The 15,017-nt window shown below is 33.3% G+C and carries 13 protein-coding genes and 1 pseudogene; 6 read left to right on the plus strand and 8 right to left on the minus strand.

Annotation, left to right across the window (positions count from 1 at the left end):
• Positions 1-311: 311 nt before the first annotated feature.
• Positions 312-938 carry an NUDIX hydrolase gene (locus tag CRO45_RS09085; protein ID WP_097149342.1) on the minus strand — a complete coding sequence of 209 codons (627 nt, stop codon included), beginning with the start codon at positions 936-938 and terminating at the stop codon, positions 312-314.
• A 174-nt stretch (positions 939-1,112) separates the two neighbouring features.
• Positions 1,113-1,799, minus strand: a complete 687-nt coding sequence (locus CRO45_RS09090; RefSeq protein WP_235864560.1) for a peptidylprolyl isomerase — start codon at positions 1,797-1,799, stop codon at positions 1,113-1,115.
• Between the two features lie 203 nt (positions 1,800-2,002).
• On the opposite strand from CRO45_RS09090, the gene CRO45_RS09095 reads away from it, so the two are divergent.
• Entirely contained in the window at positions 2,003-2,380 is a 378-nt protein-coding gene (locus tag CRO45_RS09095) for a VOC family protein (RefSeq protein WP_097149343.1), read from the plus strand.
• Positions 2,381-2,431: 51 nt separating this feature from the next.
• Here the strand turns inward: CRO45_RS09095 and CRO45_RS09100 are convergent, their stop codons facing one another.
• Together CRO45_RS09100 and CRO45_RS09105 are read right to left on the minus strand one after the other, a co-directional pair.
• On the minus strand, positions 2,432-3,157 hold the full coding sequence (locus CRO45_RS09100) for a 3-ketoacyl-ACP reductase (protein WP_097149344.1): 726 nt from the start codon (positions 3,155-3,157) through the stop codon (positions 2,432-2,434).
• Between the two features lie 91 nt (positions 3,158-3,248).
• On the minus strand, positions 3,249-3,746 hold the full coding sequence (locus tag CRO45_RS09105) for an LURP-one-related/scramblase family protein (protein ID WP_097149345.1): 498 nt from the start codon (positions 3,744-3,746) through the stop codon (positions 3,249-3,251).
• A 224-nt stretch (positions 3,747-3,970) separates the two neighbouring features.
• On the opposite strand from CRO45_RS09105, the gene CRO45_RS09110 reads away from it, so the two are divergent.
• Entirely contained in the window at positions 3,971-4,414 is a 444-nt protein-coding gene (locus tag CRO45_RS09110) for a GNAT family N-acetyltransferase (RefSeq protein WP_097149346.1), read from the plus strand.
• A gap of 91 nt (positions 4,415-4,505) precedes the next feature.
• On the opposite strand, the gene CRO45_RS09115 is transcribed toward CRO45_RS09110, so the two are convergent.
• From CRO45_RS09115 to CRO45_RS09125, 3 genes are all read right to left on the minus strand, one after another.
• Positions 4,506-5,255 carry an RluA family pseudouridine synthase gene (locus tag CRO45_RS09115; protein ID WP_097149347.1) on the minus strand — a complete coding sequence of 250 codons (750 nt, stop codon included), beginning with the start codon at positions 5,253-5,255 and terminating at the stop codon, positions 4,506-4,508.
• Positions 5,256-5,397: 142 nt separating this feature from the next.
• Positions 5,398-6,672, minus strand: coding sequence for an OFA family MFS transporter (locus CRO45_RS09120; RefSeq protein WP_097149348.1), 1,275 nt, complete (start codon positions 6,670-6,672; stop codon positions 5,398-5,400).
• A gap of 303 nt (positions 6,673-6,975) precedes the next feature.
• Positions 6,976-7,182: a hypothetical protein gene (locus tag CRO45_RS09125; protein ID WP_141400325.1), complete on the minus strand. Its 207-nt coding sequence runs from the start codon at positions 7,180-7,182 to the stop codon at positions 6,976-6,978.
• A gap of 143 nt (positions 7,183-7,325) precedes the next feature.
• On the opposite strand from CRO45_RS09125, the pseudogene CRO45_RS09130 reads away from it, so the two are divergent.
• From CRO45_RS09130 to CRO45_RS09140, 3 genes and pseudogenes are all read left to right on the plus strand, one after another.
• A pseudogene (locus CRO45_RS09130) lies at positions 7,326-7,849 on the plus strand (staygreen family protein).
• 245 nt (positions 7,850-8,094) lie between these two features.
• Positions 8,095-9,051, plus strand: coding sequence for an aromatic acid exporter family protein (locus CRO45_RS09135; RefSeq protein ID WP_170949446.1), 957 nt, complete (start codon positions 8,095-8,097; stop codon positions 9,049-9,051).
• Between the two features lie 272 nt (positions 9,052-9,323).
• Positions 9,324-10,475 (plus strand): pyridoxal-phosphate-dependent aminotransferase family protein, encoded by a 1,152-nt coding sequence (locus tag CRO45_RS09140; RefSeq protein ID WP_097149352.1) that lies wholly within the window; start codon positions 9,324-9,326, stop codon positions 10,473-10,475.
• A gap of 313 nt (positions 10,476-10,788) precedes the next feature.
• Here the strand turns inward: CRO45_RS09140 and CRO45_RS09145 are convergent, their stop codons facing one another.
• The gene (locus tag CRO45_RS09145) at positions 10,789-11,451 is read right to left on the minus strand and encodes a helix-turn-helix domain-containing protein (protein ID WP_097149353.1); all 663 of its coding nucleotides are present in this window, start codon (positions 11,449-11,451) and stop codon (positions 10,789-10,791) included.
• A 541-nt stretch (positions 11,452-11,992) separates the two neighbouring features.
• Between CRO45_RS09145 and CRO45_RS09150 the strand changes: the two genes are divergently transcribed.
• The gene (locus CRO45_RS09150; RefSeq protein WP_097149354.1) at positions 11,993-15,013 is read left to right on the plus strand and encodes an FG-GAP repeat domain-containing protein; all 3,021 of its coding nucleotides are present in this window, start codon (positions 11,993-11,995) and stop codon (positions 15,011-15,013) included.
• The last annotated feature ends 4 nt before the right edge of the window (positions 15,014-15,017 follow it).

Raw genomic sequence — 15,017 nt, forward strand, 5'->3', positions numbered from 1 at the left:
AAATTTTAAATCTACTATTATATAATAATGAAAGCGCTTCAGAAATGAAGAAAAAAATATACGCTAATAAGAACTCTTTTTTTATCTACTTGTCTTGCCACTTCATTATATCACTTTCAATCTATGATTTAAATCAAACAAAATTACATATATAACCAATATTATGCAATATAAAAATGAATATATGGTTCTATTTTTAAAATACGGTTTGAATGATAGGTGGAAGATACTGCTTGAAGGTTATAGCTTGGAGTTTAAAATTCATTATAATCGAATAATGATTAAAGCTGATGATTTCAATAGAAACTACATCAGCTAGCTGATTTTATTTTTTCTATAAAGTACTTTAAAATTCGAGCTGTTAAACCCCAGATCGTATAAGTTCCATAATCATAAAACCATTCTTCCATTGCCCTTGTTCTCCATTGATAATTTGAACCATTCATTATTTTATCAAATGGAAAATCCTCCGAAGGGATGGGTTGTACTGCCACTTTATGCATATAAGGTTCATTTTCTAATAACCATTCGATTGGTACTGTAAATACTTCTTCAACTTCAGCTTTGTTATATGAGTGGATTATTTCATTGTAATCAACAGTACCAACAAATGGATAAATAACAAATGAAGATGAGGCAATATAGGGACTTAGCTGTCCAATAATTTTTATCGTATCTGGCGTAACACCTAGTTCTTCTGTTGTTTCTCTAATGGCTGCGTCCATAGGAGTTAAATCTTCTTTATCGATTCGTCCCCCTGGAAAGCTTATATCTCCTGGCTGTTTTCTCATAGTAAATGAACGAACCTCAAATAGAATATGCCATTTTCCATCAACTTGCACTAAGGGTATTAAAATAGCTGATCGGAATGCGGACTCTTCACCTATAAATAAGGGCTGATTTTGTATGAGTTGGTTCTTCACCTTATCTATGAACATGGATATCACCTCGTTTTAATCACTTTTATTTATTCTATCGTATCATATTGATAGTAACTTGATTTAATTAGGTTATAAGAAAGCTCGATGAAAATATTTGTAAAAAATAAAAGCCGCTCCTGTAATTGAAGCGGCCCTCGTAAAATTCTATTACCTCGTATTTCTGAGAAATTGCTAATGTCGAGTTGTTGGCTCAGGATAATCATAGCCTTTTGTATCAACTTCCACCTTTTTCATCACTTGATCTTCTAGTGGCTTATCTGCTTTACCTCGTTCTACTGATACGATTTTATCTGCAACTTCCATACCTTCAATCACTTTCCCAAACGCAGCGTAGTCACCATCAAGATGCGGTGCTGCTTCTACCATTATGAAGAATTGTGAACCTGCAGAGTTTGGGTCTTGAGACCGCGCCATGGAAATTACTCCACGTTCATGCTTCAAGTTATTTTCAAAGCCATTGCTAGAAAATTCTCCATCAATGGAGTAATCAGGTCCACCTGTTCCATTTCCTAAGGGATCTCCCCCTTGAATCATAAATCCTGGAATTACTCGGTGAAAAGTAAGGCCATCATAATAGCCGTCCTCAGCTAGGAAGATAAAATTAGCAACTGTATTTGGAGCTACTTTCGGCTCTAATTCAAGGACAATTTTTTCATCATTATCCATTGTAATTGTCACAATAGGGTTCTCTGTTACTTCTGAAGGATAATTTCCTTTGTCAGCAGATTCAGTTGTTGAATTATTTTCCTTCGTTTCTGCAGGTTGTGTTTCTTCATTTGATGTACCACATGCTGCTAAAACCAATATGAACAGCATTAAAGTCAATGCAAAATATACTGTTTTTCTTCGTACAAACACTGTTTAACTCCTCCTTTATTTTCATCGAGAATTGTTCGTTGCTTAAGTTGGTCTTTTAACTATTACTATTAATATCACTGCTACAATTAAATAAGCAAGTATGTAGTATTTCCCTATTTTTTTAAGTGATTCTATTGTTTATACATCTTCTATTATTTGGTAAAATGTTTTATATTGATTACGATAATAAAGGGGATCTTTGTGTGGAGGCTAAATTAATTCAAAAAGTTGGACAAATAGGAGTACCTGTTAAAGACTTAAATAGGGCACTAGAATTTTATAAAGACAAATTAGGTCTTTCACTTTTATTTAACACGGACCGTTTAGCATTCTTTAATTGCGATGGTTTGAGGATATTGTTATCTCTTCCGGAAACTGAGGAGTTCAATCATCCGAGTTCCGTCATCTATTTTCAAGTTAGTGATATTAAAGAATCGTTTCAACAACTATTGAATAAAGAAGTAACTTTTATTGATGAACCACATGTTGTAGGGAAAATGGGAAATACAGAGATTTGGATGGCATTTTTTAAAGACACCGAGGACAATATACATGCATTAATGAGTGAAGTTGAAGTATAAATAATTATGACCCCTACCTTTATAAGTAGGGGCTCTTATTTTAATTGAGTGCTAAAATGGATTTGTCGCGATGAAGCTTGCCGTTTTTACATAGATACGTGGATTAAGTTTTAATTGGTTAACAATGAATTCTGCAATGTCTTCTGGTTGCATTATTTTTGATTCATCGTTTTCTTTAATTAAACTTAAATCCTTAGCTAAATCTGTAGCCACTGTACTCGGAGTTAAAGCAGAAACACGAATATTGTTTCGGCGTACTTCTTGCGCCAATGATTCAGTAAAACCAATTACACCAAATTTTGAGGCACTGTAGGCACTTGAAGTGGCTGCTCCATTTAGTCCACTCGTTGATGAAATGTTGATGATGTCGCCACCATTTTTTTCAATTAATTGAGGTAATACTGCATGTGTAACATAATACGTACCCATTATGTTAACATCAATCATTTTTTTCCACTCTTCTGGATCCATTTCTAACACCGAACCAAATTTCGCAATACCTGCATTGTTTATTAGAATATCAGCCGGACCTAAATCATTTGTTAAGGATGCAATCGCTGATTCTACTTGGTCCTTTGATGAAACATCTGCTACTGCATAAGCAACTTTTACTCCTAAGCCTTCGATCTCTGTTGCCACATCTTTTAACGTAGCCTCTGTTCTTGCTAGTAAACCAATATTTACGCCTTCTTTGGCTAAATGAAGTGCAGTTGCCTTACCAATTCCTCTTGCTGCACCCGTTATAAATGCAACTTTTCCATTTAATGATTGTGTCATTTTAATCGCTCCTTCAAACTCTCTAAATCATCCTCAAACAGTATGATGATTTCTTCACTGTTTTATAAATTAATACGAACCCTCTTCATTTTTAAAAGGATGCTGATGATGATGCTGCTGCTTGATCAGCTTTTACACAATCAATTGCAACAACAAGCGCTATGATGATTGTTTCCATTTCCTCATTTATTACTTGAACTTTATAACTGTCTCCCCAAGTGAACCATTCTTTACTTACTTGAGCAACTAATTCACCATGTTGGTACACCTCAAATTCCATGTCCCACCAGTTACCTTGCACATCAATTCCCGCCGCATCAATCGTATAACGTGCTTTTAAAAACGAAAACTCTTTCTTAATGGTTAATATATCTCGACCATTTACCTCAACATAAAACTTTGGCAAAAAGCTAAACGTTTTTTTTGTAATAAGGGCTACTTCCTCTTGTCTAGTATTCATAATGGAGTAAGTTTTAGGAATTCGCATAAAACTTCCCTCAACATAATAGACATCATTTTCTTCTTGGTCTTTTACGGTAAATTTGCCTTTTAGACTAAACACCTTTTGCTTTATGTAGAAGTGTCTCATACTGCCCCTCCTTTAGGAGATTTATTACTACAAGTATACTATTTGTTAGTGATTGGTAGGAAATAAAAGCAATAAATTTATAAGTCGCAGTAGACGTTGTTTAATAATTCGGATTAGGTAAAAATCTTATTGACTAATAGTTTACTAACTGTTAAAACTTTTCTATAATTAAAAAATTTTGAAATTTTAATTATTAAACAATTGAATAATAAAGGGGAAAAGGGATGTTACATTTAAAACCGATCACACAGGATAACTGGATTAAGGCTATTTCACTAAAAGTAAGAGAAGATCAACGAAATTTTGTTGCGACAAATGCAGTATCGTTGGCACAGTTAAATTTTCTTGAAAATTTCCATGCAAAAGGAATCTATAACGACGAAGAAATGGTGGGCTTCGCACTTTATGGTATTGACGAAGATGACCATGAATACTGGATATACCGTATGATGATTGATGAGAAATATCAAGGGAAAGGATATGGAAAAGAAGCAGTAAAATTAGTAATAGAAGATATTAAGAATATGAAAGAAGATCGTCATCAAACAATTACACTTTCTTATGAGCCAACGAATGTTCATGCAAAACTTGTTTATGAAAAAATGGGATTTAGTGAGGTAGAAGGGCTTATTATTGGGGATGAACAAGTTTCTCGGTATACATTTTAAACATTAATAGAATGAATAAAAGAATGTGCTCCAGACAAGTTTGGAAAACACATTCTTTTTGCATTAGTACGTCATCTTTTTCCAATGATAGTTACTTGAAGATTAACTGCCTCTCATCAACTGTTTCATGTGAAACTTCGGTACCCTTCTCTGGCTTTCTAATTTTAACTTTCTCCCATAAATTCCATGGATTCTTACTAGGTGGTATTGATTCTACTTTTATAGGTTCCTTTTTTACCGGGTGTTCAAACTGAATTTTATGAGCCCAAAGTGCAAGTTGTTGCCCAACTTTACTAAAACGTTCTCCATATTTTTGATCACCGTATATAGGGTTGCCCATACTAGACAATTGAACTCGAATTTGATGAGGTCTCCCCGTATGAAGATTAACAGAAAGTAAGCTGAAACCTTTTTTTGATTCTAAAACTTCAAAATCTAGCACAGCTTTTTTCCCTTCTGGATGATTAGGTGAAACAACAGACACTTTATTTTTCCGACTATCTTTTAGAAGATAATGTACTAGTTGACCCCTTTTCTTCTTTGGTGTTCCATAAACAACTGTTATATAATTTCGTTCAATTACATTTTTCCGTAGCAGGTCCGATAGTCTTGAAGCTGCTTTTGAAGTTTTCGCAAACACCATAACACCACCCACCGGGCGATCCAGTCGATGGACAAGTCCCAAGTAGACATTGCCTGGTTTTTGGTATCGAACTTTCAAGTCATCTTTTAATATCGTTAACAAATCAGGATCTCCACTACGATCTTCCTGAACTGGGACATTAATTGGTTTTTCCACCAAAAGCAGATGATTATCCTCAAATAATATTGGTATATTCATAGTTTTTGGTCTCTCCTTAAAAAGCATAATGTTTCTATCATAACATGTATGATTTATGAAATGGTCAATTTCCCTAAAGGACAAACTTTTGTAAGAAATGAAAAAGGAATGCCTTATATCAAGACATCCCTTTTTACATTAATTAATTTGCTACTACTTCTTCTTTTCTATTTAATTGTTCTTTACTGTCAAAAAACACTTTTTCAGGTTTTACAACGAATATACTAATTAAAGTTGCGATAGCAAAAAGAGCCATAATAACAAATAACAATATGTCATAGGATTGTGTTTTTTCTAGAACAAAAGCACTTAACTGATTACCACTTAACCCTGCAAAGGCCCAAGCAGATAAAGCTAATCCATGCACAGTTGAAATGCTATCAATACCAAAACGATCAGATAGTAATGGTGGTAATGATGAGAATCCCCCTCCGTAACCTGCATTTACGATACAAAGTAAAGTAATAACTAGGAACGCCGAAATAGTAGGGTTAATACCGTTAAACATAATCGTTAGTAGAATAGTTATAATAGAAGAGATAAAAATAACTTTATAGATTGAGTTACGATCTTTTAAACGGTCACCCCATGAAGAGAAAGCAATTCGTCCACCCGCATTGAAAACTGCTGTTAACGAACTAACTAAGCCAATTGCCCCAAATCCTATGTACACTAACATACCTTTTTCTTGAGAAATTAAAGCTAATCCACAAGTAATATTAATGTAAAACATAAGCCAAATTCCGATAAATGTTTTATTCTTCAATACTTTTCTATAACTAAATCTCGTACTTTGGATACTTTCTTCCTCATATCCATCTGGTTTCTTTAAAAGTAAATGTCCTATAAACATCATCACTAAATATAACCCTGCTAAAATATAAAACATCGTATAAATATTTGTAGGATTTACTAAAATCCCATCGCTGTTTCTTTCTCCAAGTAATGCTTCCATTAATGGACTTGCAATTACCTTTGCTAAACCAAAACCTGCAACAGCAAGTCCTGTCGCTAATCCTTTTTGCTTCTCAAACCATAGCATTAAAGTTTTTACAGGAGTTAAATAGCCAATTCCTAGCCCAATTCCCATAATAATTCCGTATGAAATATAAACACCAATTAATGATTTTTGATAAATAAAGAACCCTGTTCCAGCCATCCCTACTACAAAAAATAGTGCTGCTAATAATGATGACTTATGTATATCTTTTTCTACGAACTTTCCACCAAAAGCTGCAGACATACCAAGGACAAAAATTGCTAAACTAAATGCCCATTCCACTTCACCGACAGTATTTCCCATGTAAGAGGCAATATCCCCCTTGAACAAAGACCAACAGTAAACTGTGCCAATACTACAGTGAATTAGCAATGCTGGAATTACAGCACGAAGCCACTTATTGTTAAATTTACTCATTTAATAAACACTCCTAATCTTTTAACCCAAAACATTAAATAACGAACAATATATTATTTTTTTCAATTATAATTCGTATTTAAAGTAAAAATATAAGATATATATATTTATTTCAGGTATTTTTATATCAATTTACGAAAATTAATGTCCCTATTATATATCATTTCAGTTCTAAAAAAGTATACATTTTGTGTCATAATTGTGTCACATATCTTTGTAAGGGGTTTCTTTCAATTTAATCCAAAATAAAAAACAGTCTAATGATACGAATTAGACTGTTTTCTATGAAAAAAAATTTAAAACTTAATTATTCTTCTTTGCTAATTTTTCTGCCTTAATAGCTTTTGCTAAATCAATAATTAACAGTACCATACCTGCAGCTGAAACTAGCATACCGACCAAAAATCCAATTAGCCAGAAATTAAAAGACATTTGTATATCCGTAAACATAAAAATTGCAATTAATATGATACCTATAAACAGTAATAATAATCCTAGTTTTTTCACCAATTTGCCTCCTCATGTTGCTCCTAGAAATTCATCTTTAGTTATTCTTATTAGACGTTAAATCCCCATTACTATTATTACATTGATGTGTTTTAAAAGAAAAATAGTTGAATTCTTTATTAGTATTAATCAAATTTCCTTCACTCATGACTTTTGACTATTTAATTAGCATACATCCGCATATTGTTACAAAAATAGATTGGAGTGATTAACTTCGAGTAAGTTCAATCCAGAAAAACTCTCTGTTAAATTTAAGGATGGCATAACTGCCTCACATCCTATCGTTCCAAGACGCTACACCCTTACCCACTCTGATAATACCGGAAATTTATTTTTAACGATAGGAAACGAATATGCATGGGATGAAGTAAATCGCAAAATGAGAGATGAAGTCATAGGTGAGTGGTTATTTTATGAAGGCTTTCTATATTTCTATGTTTATTTATATATAGACCAAGGAGAATTTGATTATAAAACTTCTGCAAAACGAACAGAAATCTTTAGACGTGAGTTACCACTTGCACTAACTGCAATTCGATACGGTGATAATTTATTATTTGGCAAATACCCTAACCTTGATAATGCTATGATTATCGTTAACTTCATATCCACTTACCCACAGTTTATTGTTCAAGAAAATTGGGGGTCCTTTAGTAGTTTGTCCATATAATCAGTTTAGGAGACGTTCATAATAATATGAACCGTCTCCATCTTCTTATGGGAAACACGTTAAAAAGAGGTAATTTTACAAACTCTCCATCACAAATTGTATAATAAATGTATACAGAAAAATGGACAAGGATACATATACTTTTGCATTAATATTCACTGTCCTGAAACTTTTAAGTCCCAATATTTCTCTATAATTAATATCTTCAAGTCTAACAAATACAAAAGAACAACAGGATGGTGCTTATGGTTGGAATGGGTTATCGGACGATTAAGACTGCAATAGGAGCAGGATTGGCAATTTGGATTGCGACATTGCTTGAATTGGAATTTGCATCATTCGCAGCGATCATCGTTATTATGTGTATTGAAACAACAAAGAAAAAGACATTACATTCCATTCAGAAAAAGTTTTTCGCTTCTCTTTTATCTTTACTTCTTGGCTCTATATTTTTTGAACTATTAGGATACAATCCAATCGTTTTAACTTTATTTATTTTATTTTTTGTTCCAATTCTTGTAAAACTCCGTATTCAGGAAGGATTAATTACGAGTATCGTAATTGTTTTACATATATATGTAGTAAAGGAAGCCAACCTAGAAAACTTATTAAATGAACTCTATATTATTTTCATCGGTATTGGTATTGCCTTACTTGTAAACAGTATTATGCCAAGCTTTAAAAAAGAAATTGAAAAATATAAAACTGAAATTGAAAAAAAGTTTAGTGTTATACTCTACGAATTCTCAGCATTTTTAAAGAATAGTGAACGAAACTGGGATGGAAAAGAATTACTTGAAGTAGAAAATATTCTTAACCAAGCTAAAAACATTGTCATTCAAGATGTAGAAAATCATCTTTTAAGAAAAGAAAATAAAGATTATTTCTATCTTGAAATGCGGGAAGACCAATTGGAGATACTAAATCAGATGGCTCCTATTATAAGCATTGTTTCTACATCAGAGTTAAATGTTAAACAAAGAGGAATGCTTGCTAATATCTTTTTGAACATTAGTCAACATGTAGATTCGGGAGATACAACTATTGCATTACAACATTTAGATAAGTATGAAGAATCCATACGTGAAACAGAGTTGCCTAAGTCGAGGGAAGAGTTTGAAATTAGAGCTAATCTATATTATTTAAATTTTGCCATTAAGAATTACTTAGTTATAAAGAAAAATATTTTTAATAAAGTCTAACCATTATAGGGTCACGTGGTCAGGTATACCTTACTTAAGAGTAAAGTAACCTACCCGTGGCTTTTCTTTGTTCACTATTACCAGTTTCCAAAGGCTAAGTTTTAATAAATTCTGTAGTTTTCAATTGAGAATAATCCACCTAACTTTTCAAATAATAAATAACACTTTTATAATGTGACACCTAAACTTTCGAATAATCTGATACTTTTAAAGATATCAACAATTTGTTAACCTAATCCCATAAATATACTGATTGAAAAGGGTCGATATAAATGAGATTTAAACCGAGCTATGCACCAGGACCAACAGATGTACGAGAGAATGTTCGCTTAGCTTTAGCTAAAAAGACAAATAACACTGATTTTGATAAAGAATTTATACAATATTATCATGAAGTATGCCAAAAGATGGGCAAGGTTATGGGCACTACAAATGAAGTACTGTTACTAGCTGGAGAAGGGATCCTCGCTTTAGAAGCTGCTTGTGCAAGCTTAACTGAGCCTGGTGACCGTGTCCTTGTACTTGATAACGGTATATACGGAGAAGGGTTTAAGGATTTTGTCAGAATGTATGGTGGAGAGCCTGTTGTATTAAGCTTTGACTATCAAAAATCCATTCCAGTTGAAGAAGTTCGTGATTTTTTAGAAAAAGATCATGACTTCAAATATGCAACATTTGTTCATTGTGATACACCAACGGCTATTTTAAATGATGTTAGTCAACTCTCACCCTTATTAAAAGAATATGGAATTCTAACAGTAGTTGATTCTGTTGCTGGAATGGTTGGGGAACCAATTGATGTTGACAAAAATCAAATCGATATTTGCTGCGGTGGAACTCAAAAAGCCATCTCAGCACCTGTAGGATTAGCGATTGTTTCCATTAGTGATGACGCTAAAAAATCGATGAATAACCGTAAAACACCGATTGCTTCATATTATGCAAACCTACAAATTTTCAATGGATATATCGAAAAAGGTACATTACCTTATACAATGCCTGCAAGCACTGTTGAAGCATTAGAAGTTGCATTAGACAATATTTTAAATGAAGGGCAAAAAGCGGTTTATGATCGACATGCAAAAATTGCACAAGCCGTGCGAAAATCTGTTCAAGACTATGGACTATCTTTATTTGTAGAATCAGGAGCCTCTAATACGGTAACGGCAGTCATCATTCCATCAGAAATAGGCGCATTACGACTACAAAACCACATCCAAGAAACTTACAACTTATACATCGCTACTTCTTTAGCACAATATGAAGATGTGATTTTGCGTATTGGCCATATGGGCGAAAATGCCTTCACTGATAAGGTTCTATCTGTATTAACGGTGATTGACAATGGCCTACGTGATTTAGGTTTCGAAGGAAAAGGTAATCTTGGACAACTATTCCTAGATGCCCTCAGGGAAGAAAATTAAGAACGTAATGAAATCAACACCCCCCACTCAGTTAACGAGTGGGGGGTGTTACGGTTCATAAAAATATAGGGATTTTCACTAAATAATCTGTTTGGCAAGCATAGATTTGCATTTTAATATTAGAATAAGCGTAAATTCTACCGTTATTTTCAAAATGTGGATTATTTCGGAGCGAATAAGGGGAAATTTTACCGTTAAGTATTAAAATATCGCCCTTTTTCACCTTTTTAAAGTCAATAAGAGTAAATTCTCCCCCTATTTTAACTATTTTTAGGGTTGTTTACTAAATAGGGGTAAATTTTACCCCTATTTACTAGATTGGGCTTTTAATTTGATCACCCAAACGATAAGAACGAATTCTCACAGTCCCCGATGCGGGAACAAGCATCTTTTTATCTACGAGATTAGAAAGTATATTTCTTACTGTCTTCGTACTTAGGTTCAAATACTTCTCGACTTCTTTAGGTGTTATGTTTTCTCCTTTTCGGATCGCTAGCCGAAGTACTTCCTTCTCCACTATGGTCAGTGTGGTCTGATCCATCTCATCCCCTAACCATCTGCCAATCACTTGCTGTACAATTTGTTGGCATCGACGAGGCTGCTCTTTTACTTGGTCGTAAGAAAAGCGAATCACCGTCCATCCATCAATTACCAATTGATTTTGCCGTTCTAAGCTGTCGGAAAATTGCCATCTGCTTATGTTCCTTAAGTGAGGACCATAACCATCTATTTCAAAGCAAATACGGATGGCAGGACGAATATAGGCAAAATCCAAATATCTTTTTCCATCTTTGTAATCATTAACTTCATATTCTGGATGTAGAAACCGGAAATGGTTAAATAATGGCCACCACACCTGTTTTAAAAACAACATTTCAGCATGATTATGACCTTCTTGTAATCGTCGCAGTCGTTCACCAGTTCTTGCCTGTAAATGGTCATTCATAAAAGTTTGATATACTTCTTCAAACCCCATAGTATCTATCCTCCTATCTAATGGTCATTTGCTAATATATAACTACGGGAATTTACACCGTTACTAAATTACAAATATTAATCGTTACTTAACACATCTCCATTACTTATTTCTTCACTAGAAAAATATTAATGAGTAATTCGGGTAATAAAAGTGAGTTTAATCTAATTTAATATGGAGATATTAAAAGGCAAAAGAAGATTTGCAAAGGAGCATATAAGAAAAAGACTGAGGATAAAACTTATTTTTAGTTTAATAGAATTCCTCAACTTGTCAATTCCATTTTCTTATTACAACAAGTGAAGAAGATCTTAAAGTGGGTTAAGTTTAAAACCATTTTGTGTCACCTTAGGAGCAAATTTATAAAATGGCATTTCCATATATAAATCTAATCTAAATAATAAATTAGATTTTTTAGTATCTTAACTTTACAATTGAATGGGAAAACGAAAGTTTGGAAAGACATATAAGTCATGTCATACATTTCATTATTATCCTCTTTCCTCTTATCTGTTTTTTAATTTATAAAGGAGTTCTACAAATGAAAATAAAATTTGCAGCAATAATCTTGTTAATCTTTGCTACTATATTAGCTAGCTGTACACAGAATAATGAAGAAATTAATAACTTCGTAAAAAATCCAGAAGAAAATATTAAAAACACCCCTTCTGACCCTTCGAATAATTTAGTTCAATTATTGATTTTGTTTAACGGAGAGGAATTTAACTCTAAAAGTATTTTACATCACTTCCAACAAACATTAGTTGCAGATGTCAATGTTGAGGTAAAATCACTAGATGAATTTTCCACAAGTGACTCATACGATTTAGTTTATTTAGATAGAAATTTAAATCTTGAGAGCTCTCCTATTAAAGAGCAACTTATCGAATACGTAGAAAATGGAGGAACTTTATTTTTATCTCATGAATACGCACAAGAGTTTCCTTCAAATTTTACCGGAATTGAACAACTCAAAGAAGTAACTGATAATCAATTAACATTTACTTACCCAGAAGTTCGTTTAAACTTACAAGGTCTACAAACTGTTTGGAAGTCCTTTAGTGATGTTTATGATCAGTACGAGGGACTTGACCCAGAACTTCATATAAATTTTAAAGAGGCTGCAGTTGTAAACACAGCTACACCACTGGTGAAAAAAGGTGACTTATCGTTACTTACTGTAAATGATACAGGAAATGGTCACGTAATCTGGGCTAACAATTTCTTACCAAATGAACAGTTTATTACACGCTTTGACCTAGTGCCTGAAAATGACCAGGAATATTTCCACTTTGGATATGCCAGTGCAAATTACTTGTTTAGAAACGAATTATTAAAATTTGTATCAAAGGAAAAACATGGGTTCGCAATTCAAAAAACTTACGGCCCATATGGTAGACCAGGACTTGCATGGCAAGCCCATTATGAATCGCTCTATTCCTTTGTTCTAGAAGATATGATTAGATTTACTGATTTGCTTGAAGTTCATAATCAAATTCCAACATTTTCCGTTGTAAGAGGAAGTTATCGTGGTGGACGATGGTATGAATCCCTTCGATTTATCGAAAATATAGGAAGTAATTCAGATCCTAAGTTTGTAAATGTTGAAGAAAACTCATTCTTTTCTGCTGGAAAAGCTATAAAAACGGAAAGCGATATTTTGAAATTTGAAAGTTACCCAGGTTACAACTCTCTTTTATCACCTATTACAGAACCATATCGTGCTTATATTTCAATAAATGATTGGAACCAAGATTCTAAGCAAGATCTATTCATTGGTTCATACAATGGAAATGTTTACTACCTAGAGAATACGGGTAAAGCGACGGATTTAACATTTAAGGAACCACAAATGCTAGAAGGTATACATGTAAATCAAAATGCAGCTCCACATGTATATGATTGGAATAATGACGGACATGATGATTTACTCGTAGGTGACGGAAATGGCAACGTGTTCTTATTTGCAAATAAAGGTAACCAAACTTTTGAGGCTGCTGTTTCATTCCAAGTAGATGGAAATCTACTTAACCTAGGTGGTGCAATATCACCATTTGTAACAGATTGGAATGAGGATGGCATTGCTGACTTATTAGTCGGACTTCCAAATGGTCAACTTTATTTCTATGAAAATTTAAAAGAAGGAAGCACTGAACTTGAAGCACCAATTGCTATTAAAACAACAGATGGTGTTTTACAAGTTAATGAGTACGCTGCTCCTTTTGCTATTGATTGGAATGAAGATGGCAAGAAAGATTTACTAGTCGGAGATGGAAATGGTGAAATTTCACTTGTCCTTCGCGATAGCCAAGGTAATTTAGTGAATGAGGGACCGATTACTGGAAATACAAAAAACTTCTTTGGTACTAATACTGTAAAGGTTGGACATTTTGCAGTACCAGCTGTTATTGATTGGAATAATGACGGTAAGAAGGATTTAATTACCGGGCATTTAGAATATGGTAGTCCATATGCAATTGACGACCCACTATTCCCTTATAAAGAGGAGTTCCAAAAAAATATTCAATATGTACAAAACAAACATATCCCACTTATCCCACATATGTATTTAAATGAATATATGTCGGATGAAGCAGAAAAACGTGAAATGGAACTTCATAAGAAGGCATTTAATGATCTTGGAATTCCTTGGGATACAGATACAGGGGTTAATCATCATACTTGGCGTATTAATAAAAATGCATTGCAATCATTCAATAATCAAAAAGAAATGGGAATTTGGTGGAACTTTGGTTTTAACCCACCTAACGTAAAAACTGCTCCACGGGATGGAAAGGAATTTTTAATGGTTATTCCTTTTATGCTCCCTGATAGTACCAATAATCAAGCTTTCCAGGAATTTATGTTGTTCTCACCAGCACCAAATGGCCTAAATTTCCCACAAGCTTGGGAGGGGTTGGCTAAATATGATGTTCCACTTACGTATTTTGAACATGTTGAGCATAGTATGGATCCAGGGACAGAAGTTTACCAAAAGGTATTAGATGAGATTACATTTATGAATAATTTTAGAGGTCAATATTCATATACCTTTATGACTGAGGAACAAATGGCCCGCGCAATGTTAAATACGTTTTATACAAAGGTTGATGTACAAGTCACAGATAGTCAGATTACTGTAGTTCCTGACTACTCAAATGTACCTGAACATGTTAACGAATATAAACATACTCTTGGAATAAAGCTTGAGCCCGGTGAAAAATTTAAAGATCAAAAAATAAATACATCAAGCATGTTCTATTATGAAGGAAATGAAAGCTATTATCTTGGAGTTGAACAACCGATTAATGTTGAATTTGTTGATGAAACTACAATTTTTGATACGATTCATATCGTAAAAACTAATAGTCCAGTTTCTATTGAAACTAAAGATAATTCAATTAACCTAACATTAGGAACTAAAGGTATGCAAGAGATAAAAATATATTCTCCTATTGAATTAGACATTATTGGAGAAGATTTAAAGGTAACAAAAGAAGAAAATTACTATACCATTATTCACTATGGAGATATTGTTGAAGTGACATTACAACCTAAATAATGTG

Origin of the sequence: Ureibacillus acetophenoni (assembly GCF_900220965.1) — a bacterium.
GTDB classification, from domain to species: domain Bacteria; phylum Bacillota; class Bacilli; order Bacillales_A; family Planococcaceae; genus Ureibacillus; species Ureibacillus acetophenoni.

Coding starts and splice junctions, on each gene's coding strand:
- CRO45_RS09140 (WP_097149352.1), top strand. CDS start 9,324: ATGAGATTTAAACCGAGCTATGCACCAGGACCAACAGATGTACGAGAG.
- CRO45_RS09110 (WP_097149346.1), top strand. CDS start 3,971: ATGTTACATTTAAAACCGATCACACAGGATAACTGGATTAAGGCTATT.
- CRO45_RS09085 (WP_097149342.1), bottom strand. CDS start 938: ATGTTCATAGATAAGGTGAAGAACCAACTCATACAAAATCAGCCCTTA.
- CRO45_RS09145 (WP_097149353.1), bottom strand. CDS start 11,451: ATGGGGTTTGAAGAAGTATATCAAACTTTTATGAATGACCATTTACAG.
- CRO45_RS09135 (WP_170949446.1), top strand. CDS start 8,095: ATGGTTGGAATGGGTTATCGGACGATTAAGACTGCAATAGGAGCAGGA.
- CRO45_RS09100 (WP_097149344.1), bottom strand. CDS start 3,157: ATGACACAATCATTAAATGGAAAAGTTGCATTTATAACGGGTGCAGCA.
- CRO45_RS09150 (WP_097149354.1), top strand. CDS start 11,993: ATGAAAATAAAATTTGCAGCAATAATCTTGTTAATCTTTGCTACTATA.
- CRO45_RS09105 (WP_097149345.1), bottom strand. CDS start 3,746: ATGAGACACTTCTACATAAAGCAAAAGGTGTTTAGTCTAAAAGGCAAA.
- CRO45_RS09120 (WP_097149348.1), bottom strand. CDS start 6,672: ATGAGTAAATTTAACAATAAGTGGCTTCGTGCTGTAATTCCAGCATTG.
- CRO45_RS09115 (WP_097149347.1), bottom strand. CDS start 5,255: ATGAATATACCAATATTATTTGAGGATAATCATCTGCTTTTGGTGGAA.